The 13,521-nt window shown below is 37.6% G+C and carries 12 protein-coding genes and 1 tRNA gene; 5 read left to right on the top strand and 8 right to left on the bottom strand.

The window, feature by feature from the left end; genetic code table 11:
• Positions 1-6 precede the first annotated feature (6 nt).
• Both Q360_RS0107540 and Q360_RS0107535 read right to left on the bottom strand, forming a co-directional pair.
• Complete coding sequence (locus tag Q360_RS0107540; protein ID WP_027076543.1) at positions 7-1,506, bottom strand: GH3 auxin-responsive promoter family protein; 1,500 nt, start codon at positions 1,504-1,506, stop codon at positions 7-9.
• A 5-nt stretch (positions 1,507-1,511) separates the two neighbouring features.
• Positions 1,512-2,381 (bottom strand): M23 family metallopeptidase, encoded by an 870-nt coding sequence (locus tag Q360_RS0107535; protein WP_027076542.1) that lies wholly within the window; start codon positions 2,379-2,381, stop codon positions 1,512-1,514.
• 204 nt (positions 2,382-2,585) lie between these two features.
• Here Q360_RS0107535 and tatA point away from each other — a divergent pair, with 204 nt between their 5' ends.
• From tatA to Q360_RS26115, 3 genes are all read left to right on the top strand, one after another.
• Positions 2,586-2,771, top strand: a complete 186-nt coding sequence (gene tatA / locus Q360_RS0107530; protein ID WP_027076541.1) for a twin-arginine translocase TatA/TatE family subunit — start codon at positions 2,586-2,588, stop codon at positions 2,769-2,771.
• A 397-nt stretch (positions 2,772-3,168) separates the two neighbouring features.
• A complete protein-coding gene (locus Q360_RS0107525; RefSeq protein WP_027076540.1) occupies positions 3,169-5,601 on the top strand; it encodes an OmpA family protein in 2,433 nt (810 codons plus the stop codon).
• A 309-nt stretch (positions 5,602-5,910) separates the two neighbouring features.
• A complete protein-coding gene (locus tag Q360_RS26115; RefSeq protein ID WP_169734637.1) occupies positions 5,911-6,087 on the top strand; it encodes a DUF6747 family protein in 177 nt (58 codons plus the stop codon).
• A gap of 69 nt (positions 6,088-6,156) precedes the next feature.
• Here Q360_RS26115 and Q360_RS0107510 read toward each other — a convergent pair whose 3' ends face one another.
• The 3 genes from Q360_RS0107510 to Q360_RS0107500 form a co-directional block, all read right to left on the bottom strand.
• Positions 6,157-7,146, bottom strand: coding sequence for a DUF4837 family protein (locus Q360_RS0107510; protein WP_027076538.1), 990 nt, complete (start codon positions 7,144-7,146; stop codon positions 6,157-6,159).
• A 15-nt stretch (positions 7,147-7,161) separates the two neighbouring features.
• Positions 7,162-8,799, bottom strand: a complete 1,638-nt coding sequence (locus tag Q360_RS0107505; protein WP_027076537.1) for a LysM peptidoglycan-binding domain-containing protein — start codon at positions 8,797-8,799, stop codon at positions 7,162-7,164.
• Between the two features lie 116 nt (positions 8,800-8,915).
• Positions 8,916-10,109, bottom strand: coding sequence for a phosphoglycerate kinase (locus Q360_RS0107500; RefSeq protein WP_027076536.1), 1,194 nt, complete (start codon positions 10,107-10,109; stop codon positions 8,916-8,918).
• Between the two features lie 128 nt (positions 10,110-10,237).
• Here Q360_RS0107500 and Q360_RS0107495 point away from each other — a divergent pair, with 128 nt between their 5' ends.
• Together Q360_RS0107495 and Q360_RS0107490 are read left to right on the top strand one after the other, a co-directional pair.
• Positions 10,238-11,416, top strand: coding sequence for a DNA polymerase III subunit (locus Q360_RS0107495; protein WP_027076535.1), 1,179 nt, complete (start codon positions 10,238-10,240; stop codon positions 11,414-11,416).
• A gap of 22 nt (positions 11,417-11,438) precedes the next feature.
• The gene (locus tag Q360_RS0107490) at positions 11,439-11,837 is read left to right on the top strand and encodes a hypothetical protein (protein WP_027076534.1); all 399 of its coding nucleotides are present in this window, start codon (positions 11,439-11,441) and stop codon (positions 11,835-11,837) included.
• Between the two features lie 205 nt (positions 11,838-12,042).
• Here the strand turns inward: Q360_RS0107490 and Q360_RS0107485 are convergent.
• The 3 genes from Q360_RS0107485 to Q360_RS0107475 form a co-directional block, all read right to left on the bottom strand.
• Positions 12,043-12,113, bottom strand: a tRNA-Cys gene (locus Q360_RS0107485).
• A gap of 55 nt (positions 12,114-12,168) precedes the next feature.
• The gene (folB, locus tag Q360_RS0107480) at positions 12,169-12,525 is read right to left on the bottom strand and encodes a dihydroneopterin aldolase (RefSeq protein WP_027076533.1); all 357 of its coding nucleotides are present in this window, start codon (positions 12,523-12,525) and stop codon (positions 12,169-12,171) included.
• A 45-nt stretch (positions 12,526-12,570) separates the two neighbouring features.
• Positions 12,571-13,515, bottom strand: coding sequence for a PorP/SprF family type IX secretion system membrane protein (locus Q360_RS0107475; RefSeq protein ID WP_027076532.1), 945 nt, complete (start codon positions 13,513-13,515; stop codon positions 12,571-12,573).
• Positions 13,516-13,521 lie beyond the last annotated feature (6 nt).

Here is a 13,521-nt window from a genome sequence, read left to right as displayed (position 1 = left end):
GGTTTTTTACGCTCGTTTGTAGCTTAATAGTTTTTCTGCCACCTTCCTGTCGTTGGAAAGGCGCTGTACCTTGTTTTGTCCGCCCAACTTACCAATAGATTTCATGTAGGCCCTAAACCCTCCTAGTTGTATGGACGTAATTTTCAAAGTCTGCAATATTTTTCCTGTTATTAAATCGTCATAATAACTATTCTGAAGTTGAAGCGCCTTATCTAATATTTGTATGAATGCAGCCATATCATTTGGTTCCTTTTCAAATTCAATTAGCCATTCGTGATAGGGAAGTTGATTGTTTTCTGGTATAATTTGGGGAGCTACAGTGAACTCGTTTACGCTTGCTCCTGTCTTTTCGGCAGCCTCTACCATAGCCTCTTCCACTTCTTTTGCAATCACATGTTCCCCAAAAGCAGAAATGAAATGTTTTATTCTTCCTGAAACTATTATTTTAAAGGGCTTTAAAGAAGTAAACCGAACGGTATCTCCTAGGTTATATGCCCATAAACCTGCGTTTGTAGATATAATCATGACATAATCAACATCTTTGACCACGTCTTTGAGTGTAATTCGTATCCTGCTTTCCGAAAAAAATTCATCTGCCCTAACAAATTCATAAAAAATTCCAGCATTCAGAAGCAGCAATAATCCTTTGTCTTGTTGGGAGTTTTGATAAGCGAAAAAACCCTCGCTGGCAGGAAATAATTCGATACTTGCAACTTGCTTTCCTATAAGGCTCTCAAACTTTTTCCGGTACGGTTCGTAATTTACACCCCCGTAGATAAAAAGTTCAAAATTTTCAAAAAGCTCACCAATATTCCGATTGGTTTTTTCTTGCAGCTTCTCAAAATACATCTGTACCCAAGAAGGAATTCCTGCAATTATAGTCATGTCTTGGTCCTTGGTCTCTTCTACTACTGCATTTACCTTGGTTTCCCAATCGTCGATGCAATTCGTTTCCCAGCTTGGTAATCTATTCTTTTGTAAATAATTAGGAATATAATGAGCAGCTATACCAGAAAGTCTGCCCAATTTAACACCGTTTTTTTCTTGAAGCTCCGGACTACCCTGTAAAAATATCATTTTCCCATTTACAAAACCAGCCTTTCCCGTTTCATGAATATAATTGAGCATAGCGTTTCTAGACGCCTCAATTTGATATTTAATAGACTCCTTTGTTATGGGGATGTATTTAGCCCCGGAAGTGGTGCCCGATGTTTTTGCAAAATATACCGGTTGTCCTGGCCAGAGTATATCACTTTCTCCCTCCACGACTTTATTTACGTAAGGTTTCAATTCTTCATAATCTCGTATTGGAACCTGTTTTGAAAAATCCTCAAAAGAGCGAATAGTTTTAAAACCATGATCCTTGCCAAATTTAGTATCGGCAGCTTTTTCTAAAAGCTCCCGTAAAACCCTCTGCTGTGTTTGTATTGGATTATTGACCCATTTTTGGGTCTTTCCATGTATATAACTTGCGAAAACCTTAGCGGCTACTTCTTTTAGGAACATAGTTTTTAATTAAAATCAATGAAGTCTAAGGGATTCACCGGAGTTCCGTTGTCCCAAAGTTCGAAGTGTAAATGTGGCCCTGTTGTAAGCTCGCCGGTGTTTCCTACCGAAGCAATTACTTCACCGCCCTGCACCACTGCACCCTGGGATTTGGCCAAGGAACCATTGTGTTTGTAAACAGTAAGTAAGCCGCCCTCATGCTCCAAAATGATAACATAACCAGTCTCTGCTGTCCATTCTGAAAAAATTACAGTGCCATTGGCAGCTGCTTTTACTGGAGTATCTATTGGCGCAACCACATCCACCGCGTAGTGTTTCTCTTCTGCATTAAAGGGCATGGTAACGCTTCCTGTTATTGGCGGAAAAAGCACCATGCTTTTTTTATCTGAATTTCTTTCAAACAAATTGTACTTGTCCTCCAAGGCAACTTCTGCCCTTAACAAGGAGTCCTGCCTAGTTGGCGTTAAATCTATAGATGCGGGGTCTATTTTAAATTGTTGGAATAACGAGTCTCTGTTTACCTCATTATTTTCTATATCTCCTTTGAGCACCATTCTAATATTATCTAAATACCTATTGGTATACCTTAGGATTCGCACTAAGGAGTCCGTTTTGTACGTAAGCTCTGTGGCCTGCTTTTTAAGTTTGGTCGAAGAATAACCTGGTATATATTCCCTCAATGCAGTAAAGGCAATTAATAATATAGTTAAGCCAATTAGAACAATCATTAATAAAGAACCAGTAACAAAAACATTTAACCTACTTAGTTTAAAGGATATCTTTTCCTCGAAAGTACTTTCATTAAGTATCACCAACCGATACTTGTGAAGCAATTTTCGTTTGATTTCCTTTCTTTTTTTTTGCTTTTTGGTCATTGTAACAAAGATAAACTTAGAAATTAAAATACGAGCTATTCGTTCAAAAAATATAAATAGTACGGGAGCACCTACGTTATATAGGTTTAGCTCCCAAAGATGCGTATTTTCCTCATAATATGTAATTCGCATTTACATACGTTAATATGCTAGCTATATAAATTAGATTTTATTACCTTCGTTACAGTTTAAAAACATAACGATATGACATTTTCAAACATAATATTAGTTATTGGTCCATGGCAGATTGGCATCGTAGTATTGGTTGTGCTTTTGCTTTTTGGAGGAAAGAAAATTCCTGAATTAATGCGCGGTCTCGGCAGTGGTATCAAAGAATTTAAAGATGCCTCTAAGGAGGATGAGCAGCTAGACGAAACAAAAAAAGACTAGCCGCACAATACTTTTTTTTAAAATCTTAGCCACAAGTTCATTTTGTGGCTTTTTAATTTTAAAGTCTCTTATTTGGCCTGCAATGTTTGTACGTGAAGCAAGTCGTAAACTTTTAGTTACACCAGCCCAAATACGTCTTTAAATTTGTTCTGATTTTAAACAATATACCAAATGTTATATTGTCTTCTTATGGAAGAATCGAGCGAAACTTTCTGCTTTCCCATATGCTATTTAAATTTCCATAAATCATTTTTATTATTATACACTACAGATTATCAAGCTTTCACAACAAAAGATAATTCTACTCCTCCAATACCTCTATTTTAGTGGCACAGAAGCATTAACAATCAATTATAACTAAACAAGTTGATGTTTATTTTAAACACAAGCGTTAATCATGAAGAATTATTTAAGTGCTTATGTGCTTCTTTTCTGCTATTTAGTATCTGCACAAAGCTTCCAAGAAATAAAGGCTACAAGCCAAAATACCGTGGCGAATGTCTCTAAGACGTATCAGCCACAATATGCAGAACCTAGTAACCAAGATGCTTTTATTATTGCAGCCTTGGAAAACGGCATACCACAGCGAACATTTAGTGATGTCCCAAACGTAAATAAGGGCTTCTACTTAGTTTCAGGTGTTTTTAGTCAATCGAAGAGATTAGGCGAGCTAGTAAAGAAACTTTCTAAAAAAGGATTTGATTCAGGGGTTTTTAAAAATCCAGAAAACGACCTATTCTATCTATATGTAAATCGACATAACGATTGGGAAAGTGCCATAGAAGACCATCAATCTAAATTCGATAATAAATTTAAGGATGATGTTTGGATACTCGAAGTTACGAATAGCCTACCTAATACGGAAGTGCCATCCAAGAACGCAATAGTCAAAACGAGTGTTCCAGAGAAAAAAAAGGATTCTACATTTGCTACATCAAGCTCGGTCAATAAACTTATTAAAAGAGCCGACGAGTATTTTAATAAAATGTGGTATGCCGAAGCATCGTATTTTTACGAACAGGCTTTACAGGATAATAGCAATTACTCTTTTGAGGTGTTGGAAAAAGCAGGTGATGCAAACTACTTTAACACCAATATGGAACAAGCCTATAAATGGTATACTATTTTGTACGAAGAATACGAAGAGGAAATGTCTGCAGACAATGTTTTCAAATATGCACATTCCTTAAAAGGAAACGGTAAATACGCCAGATCAAAAAGACTTATGCGTCTTTATAATAAAAAGATGCTAAGCGAAAGCGAGACTCCCTCTAAAGTTGAAAAAAACGAAATAGTACTGGATAAAATATTAAACGCTCCTAAGAAGTTTGAAATCCTAAATCTGAGTGTCAATTCAGAATACTCCGATTTTGCTCCTATGTTCCATAATGAAAATGATGTTGTATTTGCCTCTGCAAACGATTCATCCTTTTTAACTACTAGAAGGTATAAATGGAATAACCAACCTTATTTAGATTTATATATAGGACAACTAAACGAAGAGTCATCCGATATTAAAAATGCAATAAAATTCTCTAAGCAAATAAACACAAAATATCATGAGGCTGCGGTGACCTTCTCTCCTGACAATACAACCATGTATTTTACTAGAAATAACTATGGTAAAAAACTTAAAAGAGACAGTAAGGGGATTAATCATTTAAAAATCTACCGAGCACAAAAAGTAGATGGTGAATGGACAGAAGCTACCGAAGTTGCTTTTAATAGCGACTCATATTCCACAGGCCATCCTGCTCTAAGTAAAGACGGGAAAAAACTTTACTTCGTTTCAGATATGCCGGGCAGCATGGGTGATTCGGATATTTTCGTAGTTGATGTTCTTAGAGATGGCAGCTTTTCTTCCCCTAAAAACCTTGGCCCTGAAATAAACACAGAACAAAAGGAAATGTTCCCTTTTATTAATGATGACAAATTATACTTCTCTTCCAACGGTCATACCGGATTGGGTGGTTTAGATATTTACGAAGCGCTATTTGACAAAGAAAATGGATTTTCGGAAGTAAAAAATCTTGGGAAGCCGATTAACAGTAATAAGGACGACTTCTCTTATATTATAAACAAAGAAACTAAAAAAGGTTTTTTTGCTTCTAACCGCGAAGGTGGTAAAGGCTTTGATGACATCTATTCCTTTAAACACCTCATCGCAGAAGAAGTTACCACAAATGCTATAGCGGGTGTCGTTACAGAGCTCGTTACAAGCCATGTTATGCCTAAAGCATTGGTACAACTCCTAGATGAAAACAATGTTAAACTGAAGGAAATAGAAACAGGTGAGAACGGTAGCTTTATATTCGAGGATTTAGATGCAGATACCAAGTACATCTTAAAAACGAATAAGAAAATATTTTTTGTAAACGAGCTAGAGGTAACTACTACGGAAAATGATACCACTCACGTAGACATTGCCATGAAAAAGATCAAGGCAATGATCGCAGTAGAAGATGGTATTCGAAAGTTGAAAATAGGAATGATTCATTTTGATTTTGACAAATCTTATATCAGACCGAATGCAATTAGAGAATTGGATAAGCTTATCGAAGTAATGACGGATTATCCTAATATGGTCATAAAGATTAGGTCCCATACCGATTCTAGAGGTAGTAAGGTATATAACGATTACCTTTCAAACAACAGAGCAAAAGCTACTAAGAAGTATATTGTCTCCCAAGGTATTGATGCCAAGCGTATCGAAAGCGCTATAGGTTACGGAGAACAACAATTGCTTAACGAATGTAACGGTAGGGTTAATTGCTCAAAAGAAAAACACTACCTAAACCGTAGATCAGAATTCATTATAGTAAATATGTAAAACATTTCCTCACATACATTTTGAAACCGTCGATATATACCTCGATGGTTTCTTTCTCTTATCCTATCGTAATTGAAAATATCTTTAGTTTCTTTGACCCTAGAAAAAGAAAGGCTTTAATCCATTTTCTTTCAGAAAATAAACCAATGGAAAAACTGCTACTATTTCATCGGATAAAACAACCGTTCACAGATTTTTCAAAATTAAGGTATACGCTCAACAGAAAAAATAAGGGTTTGGTCTAATCTATATTCGGTCTTCCGTAAAAAAATAGATATTTGATTGTTAAGAACACAAAACCCTCAACTTATGGAAAAAATTCTACTTGTAAAAGAAATTTATATTGAAGCATTTAAAAACTGGAAACACCTCATTATAAAAAACTATTTTAAAATTTGGACCGTTGTGTGCTTCACCTTAATTGCAATTACTATTTACGCATTTATTTTTAGACTGTCTACAGGATTTGCCTTTGGTAATCTTTAGAACAAAATCATATAAAAAAGCTTTAGGAGATTCCTAAAGCTTTTTTATATGATTTGAATCTTATGTTGCTTATGGTGTGTTGAATTTGAGGGTTTTAAGTACGGCCTCCAACTCAAACATATAGTCTCTCTTCGCTGTAGCTGGTGCAAATGTAAAGCCTTCTAATACTAGTTTTCTATCGTTTGGCTTGTCATCAATGATATAGGTTATAAAAGGTCCTGCCATGGGATATCCAGACATTTCCCATATTCCTCTGACCTCAGCAGCTTTTCTTCCAGAGACTTCTGCAGGGAATACGTAGGGTGAAAAAGCTTTTTCGGTAATCATATAGTTCTCCTTTCCAGGAATATCCGCTCCAGGAACGAATAGTTTACCGATAGAATCACGCATCTTTATAATATCCTGTACAAAGGTGCTATCGTTATCGAACGTATTCCAAGGCACACTATACGCTATAATATTCATAGTGCCTTTTTGTATCTGCCTATCAATCCAAATAAAGTTATCCTCCTCCCTTCCTACTTTAAATGCTGAAGGAACGTTTAATGTTATTCCCAAATGTTCCTCAAGTGCCTTTTCTTTGTTCAAAGACTTTAAAAAGCGTCTTTGCGCTTCTTCTATTTCCTGTTTTTTGAATGTTTCAATAAATTCTGAGGCCATTTCATTGAGGTTTTCAATTATCTCAGCCTTACTACGTCCTTTGAGTACCCCTACTTTTTGTGGTTTAGCAAACATGTTTGACTTCATATGCGCTATATCCAAAGAGTCTTCCATTACATAAAGCACGTTCCTCGTGTTCCTTACTGCTCCGGTAAATACTTGTGGCGGTACTTGAGTAATACTGAATAACGCTTCGTCCCAAGTAAGTCCCAGAGCCGGAGCGGCAAAATTTTCTCGTATTCTATCCCCTACCTCACTTTTCCATAGTTCGTTTTCTATAACTATGGTAAGGGTATTATAAGCTCCGATAGAATTTGGTAAGTAATCTTGCTTCTCACCATCTTTACAAGAAGATAAAACAAGTATTGAAATTAGGCTTAGGGTAAGTAATTTTTTCATTTTTGGATTTGTGGTTTAGGATGAACAATCACACAATTTCAACTTTGTGCCTAGTTTTAGATTGCTACCGCTAATACCATTCCATTTTCGTAAATTTTCAATACTAATTCCAGGATATTTTCTAGAAATGGTCCAAAGGGAGTCCCCACTCTGTACCTCGTGCACCTTACTATTAGTAGCTAAAGCTGTTCTAGAAGGCGGGTTTTTAGGTGTTACGGAGATTTTTCCGTTTCTTTTCGGATATATGGTTAATCGTTGCCCAATACGCAAGTTGTTACTCCTAAGACCATTCCATCGCTTTAGTTGGCTAACACCCACACCGTAACGCTCGGCTATTTTTCCCAAAAAATCACCACTACGCACCTTATAGCGTATCCTGTTTCCTTCTGCCTGCTGAACAAGCTTAGGTAAGGGACTTTCCTTACTTTTTAACTCTTTTTTCACATGGGCATAAATCGCCTCCTCATTGGCAACGAACTTACCCATTACATCCCAAGGCAATCGCAAGGCGTTTTTTTCTCCTGTTATATAAGGTATTGCCTCTAACTTGTACGACGGATTTAAAAGCGCAATCTCCTCTTTGTCCATACCTGTTAATTCAGCTATTTGATTAAAGGTTATCAGGCTCTTAACATGTATGGTATCAGTTTCAAAATAATTTCGTTCTGCTTTTTTTCCTCGTATACCATGCTCCTCTGCATACTCAAATATGTACATAGTAGCCAAGAATGCAGGCACATACCCAGCGGTTTCCCTGGGCAAATAGCTCCTGAGGTTCCAATAGTTCCGGTGTCCGCCAGACCTTCTTATTGCCTTATTTACATTGCCAGGACCAGAGTTATACGCGGCCAGTGCCAAATCCCAATCCTCATAAATACTGTAGAGCCTGTTTAAATATTTACAAGCAGCTTCAGTAGATTTTATTATATCGCTACGCTCATCTACATAGCTGTCTATCTTCAATTTCATTTCGCGCCCAGTTCCATACATGAACTGCCACAACCCCGTAGCGCCAACACGTGACCTTGCTTTTGGATTCAGCGCAGATTCAACAATAGCCAAATATTTCATTTCCAGAGGAATATCATGATTGTCAAGTTTCTGTTCAAAAAGCGGAAAATAAAATTGGCTCGCTGTCATCATACGCTCCATGAGACCTCGCCTTCTCGTCAAAAAAGATTTAATGACTTTTTCCAAAGATGGATTATAGGCGACATTAAAGGGTGTTTTATGATTTAACCTTTCCAAACGGAGTTTAAGCGTATCGGTGTTTAACTCTATGTGAAGCGTATTGGTAGTGTCGGTATCGACACTGACCACCTCTTCGTACATTTCGTCAAAAAGAGAAGCGTTATGCAGCAGCTCTTTCATCCATAGGCTATCGAATTTAGCGGCAGCTTTATGATCTTTTAAATCGTAATGCTTTGACTCAGTTGTCTTAAAAAGAGAGAAGGGTGCTTCTGGTAGTTTAGCGCCTTCCAGTCCTTCTATTTGGTCTGACACTGTCTCTTGAGCGAGGCTATCTGTTGCTGCCAGTAAAGCAGTCGTTAGCGGTGTGGTTCCTAGTATAGAATCCTTTTGCTGCGCATGAGCGCCAAACAACACCGAAAACAATCCTACTAAAACTAATTTTTTTGATTTTGGGATGCACATAACTCACGAAATTTTATAGGCGGGGACTCACGAAAATCGTACATTTTATTGACAGAATAAAATATTATTCCTTAAAATAAATAAAATTCAACAAGCCCCGTTTATCGATAACGTCCCTACAATGCTAATATTGCCGCAATACCGGGTAAGGTTTTACCTTCCAGACTCTCTAACATTGCACCACCACCAGTAGATACATAACTGACCTTGTTTTCAAAACCGAACTGTTTAACGGCAGCTACAGAATCTCCTCCGCCAACTAAAGAGAAGGCTCCGTTTTGGGTAGCTTGGTCTATAGCGTTACCTACGGAAATAGTGCCATTGGCAAAACTTTCCATTTCAAAAACACCAATAGGGCCGTTCCAAAGAATGGTCTTTGCACCAAGAATAACCTTCTTGAAGTTCTCTAAGGTTCTAGGGCCTGCATCCAAACCTTGCCAGCCATCCGGAATTTTATCTACATCAACTATTTTGGTGTTCGCAGTGTTACTAAAATCGTCGGCTGCAATAACATCTACAGGAATATGCACGTTAACCCCCTTTTCTTTGGCCTGTTTTAATATCTCCATGGCCAATTCCATTTTATCGTCCTCACATATAGAATCTCCTACTTGGCCTCCTTGCGCCTTTACAAACGTATAGGTCATTCCACCGCCGATAATCAGGTCGTCTACCTTATCTAGAATGTTTTCTATAATGGTAATCTTGGAAGATACCTTTGCTCCTCCTAATATTGCCAAAACAGGTTTCTCTCCTGTGCGCATTACTTTTTCTATCGCTTTTATCTCTTTAGCCAACAAATATCCAAAACACTTTGCATCTGTAAAATATTTTGCAACTATAGCGGTAGAAGCGTGGGCCCTGTGTGCAGTACCAAAAGCATCGTTCACATAAATATCTCCTAATTTTGATAATTGTTCAGCAAATGCTTTGTCTCCTTTTTCCTCTTCTGCATGGTATCTTAGGTTCTCCAATAACAATACTTCTCCGCTTTTAAGCTCAGCAACGGCCTTTTCTGCCTTTTCTCCAACACAATCATCTACGAACTTTATGGCAACACCGATTACGTCAGAAACTGTTGCACAGATGTGTTTTAAAGACAAGTCTGGGTTCCTTTCGCCTTTTGGTCTTCCCAAGTGACTCATGAGTACTGCACTGCCGCCATCTTCCAAAATCTTTATGATTGTAGGTTTTGCAGCTTCTATTCTATTAATATCCGTGACTTCAAAGTTCTCGTTTAAAGGAACATTAAAGTCTACCCGTATCAATGCTTTTTTGTTTTCAAAATTATAATCGTCTAGTTTTTTCATAAGATTCTGCTTTTCAAATAAGGCACAAATGTAGAGATTAATAGGATGGGTATAAAACTCTCTTAACGTAAATTTAAAGCCTAAAATGGTTATTCCCTACTGCTTTAAAAACACCTATATTTGAAAGTATGCTTTTCAAAAATATTTTAGGACTTTCCCACATTAAGAATCATTTGACTTTGAGTGCCGATGCCGGCAGGATAGCACATGCCCAATTATTCGTAGGACCAGAAGGGTCAGGTCTTTTACCTATGGCCTTGGCCTATGCACAATATGTAATTTGCAATAACTCGGATAGTGAAAATGAAGGAGGGGAAGTAGCATGTAATCTAAAGTTCAATTCTTTTTCGCACCCAGACATGCATTTTGCTTTTCCGGTTGCAAACTCGGAGAAAGCAAAAACACGTGCAGTAAGCGACAATTATATTCAGGAATGGCGCAATTTTATGACCGAACAACCATACGGAAACCTTTTTGATTGGTATAGGCTCATAGAAATTGAAAAAAAACAGGGACAGATAGGGGTAGACGAAGCTCAGGCAGTTTTAAAAAAGCTTTCCTTGAAGTCCTATGAAGGTGGTTACAAAGTGATGGTCATCTGGATGGCAGAGCGAATGAACACCGCCGCTTCAAACAAGCTCCTAAAACTGATAGAGGAGCCACCAGATAAGACAATCTTTTTGCTGCTTTGCCAAGATGAAGAACAAATCATCCAAACCATAAAGTCGCGCTGCCAAGTATTGCATTTTCCTCCGTTGGCAGAAGAAGCCATAGTTACTGGTTTAATCGATAAAGGTGCCACAAAAGAAGAGGCGATGCGCGTGGCCCATGAAGCAAATGGCAATTTTAATAAAGCCTTAGACCTGTTTCATAACGATTCTGAAGACTTAGTGTTTGAAAAATGGTTCGTACAATGGGTACGAAGTGCGTTTAAGGCAAAAGGCAATAAGGCGGCCATTCATGAACTGATTCTTTGGAGCGAAGAGCTGGCCAAAACAGGAAGGGAAACACAAAAAAAATTTTTACACTACTGTATTATAGTAATGCGCCAGGCATTACTGCTAAACTATGGCGCTGAGAAACTTGCATATATGAAAATACATGTAGATGGTTTTCAATTGAAAAAATTTGCGCCGTTCGTACATGAAAATAATATTCTCCCTATTGTTGAAGAGCTTGAGAATGCGATATATCATGTCGAAAGAAACGGTAATGCTAAAATTATCTTTACCGACCTATCCATTAAGTTGACTAGGCTACTGCATAAAAAAAAGAGTCCCTTACAACATAAAAATACACCTGTTTAATTGTTTTAAAAATCAATTCGTTATGGAAAACTTTCTTACCCACGCCACAGAGATTTTATTACTACTATTTCTTATCATTACCTTCTTACAAAGTGGTATTGATAAAATTACAGACTGGAAAGGAAATCTAGGTTGGTTAACGGGGCATTTTTCCGAAACTCCTTTTAAGAATATGGTTCCACTACTATTAGGCACTGTACTCGTAACGGAAGTTATTGCCGGAGTTCTTTGTCTTCTAGGTGTCTTTCAGCTTTTACTGTCGCAAGACCCAACCTTGGCACTCTATGGTGCAATACTGTCCAGTATTGCGCTACTTATGTTGTTGTTCGGTCAGCGGATTGCAAAGAACTACGAAGGTGCTCGAACGATTGCAGTATATTTTATTCCCACTATTTTCTTGGTTTTTCTTTTGCAGATGTAATAGCATATGTACTGTAGCTAGGTATATAAAATACCGTTTATGTCACTTTTTAACAATCAGAAAGTCGTCCTACCTCTGCATTGCACCAGATAAAATCGATAAAAAAGGTTGGTCTTAAAGGCAACGAGCGCCCTGAAGTCTCGGGGAAACCGCTGTACAGAATATCAGTAAAACAAAAACCCCTCCATAAGGAAGGGTTTTTTTGAGGCATCGAACGGATTCGAACCGTTGTACAAGCTTTTGCAGAGCTGCGCCTAGCCACTCGGCCACGATGCCAAAATGTGATTGTAAAGGTAATGCCTTATTTCAAGATTTCAAAAAGATATAATCCTCATCTTTTCGACTTTAGAACAATCGTTACTTTTTCTACATCTCCGTTCATTGGAGGGTTTATTTTAGAGACCGATATTTTTGATTTTTTAACCATTGGGATTTCATTAAAAAGCCTGTCACCTATTCTTTTGGCTACATGCTCTAACAGTTTGGATGGCACAGCCATCTCTTCCTCTACTATTTTGTTGATGTGAACGTAATCTACGGTGTCGGCCAAGTTATCGCTTACCGCCGCTCTGGAAAGATTGGTTTTGACTTGAATCGTTACAAGATAGTCGCTACCTATGATAGTTTCTTCTGGAAGGCAGCCATGGCGGGCATAAACCTTAATATTTTCAACATGTACGGTTCCCATGAATAGCTTAAAATTTTGGCAAAACTAAGATAAAACATCCAAAATCTAATAGGTACACCTACAATTACTTATCCCCTGGAAAAGATCTACCCCTAAAGTGACCACATGGGTACCGCTACTATAACCTAAAATTTCGTTTAAAATAACTTGATAGGAATAACCAAAATAAAAATTATCCTTTTTAAGACCTACGATCGGTGCTATGTACAAGGGGTCTCCAATCTGGTCATTTAAAAAACGATATGTTAGCCCAGCATAGTAATAATCTTCAAAATCGTACCAGCGAAACTTTACGTTCAAATCCGTTACCGATCTACCATCACTTTCAAAAAGCTGAAAGAAAACCGAAGGCTCTATCTCCAAGTTGCTGTTTTTACTTTTGCTATATCGATATCCTGTGTACAAATAATAATTACGTAATGTGTTTGGTTCAAAGATTGGGTTGAATTTTGTTAAATCTTTTTCTAACAGGTTTGATGCATTTGCACTGATATAAAATTTGTCATAACGATAAAGTAGACCAACATCAAAATTGTGGTTGGTAGTAGCCCTGTCATCCGTTACACTTGGATCCAAAGCATCAAAGTTTTCTATATCGATTCTAAACTGATTAAAATTATATGAGATGCCGAAAGATAAAAACTCATCATCGTAGCGATCCAAGGTTAAGTGGTGGGCAAAAGAAATTCGGGCACCACGCTGCTTGGTCTGTCCGTTACTATCATTATAAAGTAAGGCGCCGACACCAGATTTTTCACCTACCCGCATATCGGCTGCCAAAGATTGGGTGTCTGGGGCATCTTTAACACCAACCCATTGCGTAAGACCGTTTATCCTGATTTTTACATGATCCCCGATACCTGCATAGGTAGGGGACATCACAAAAGGGTTGTCTGCCAGGTATTGGGATAACTGAGGAATCGTAAGTTCTTGACCTCTTAGCGCAAAAGCTCCTATAAATAGAGCAAGCACCAATAATTTTCTAAGCATATTCTT

Source organism: Maribacter antarcticus DSM 21422, assembly GCF_000621125.1.
GTDB lineage: Bacteria > Bacteroidota > Bacteroidia > Flavobacteriales > Flavobacteriaceae > Maribacter > Maribacter antarcticus.
This window is presented reverse-complemented; position numbering and strand designations above follow the sequence as displayed.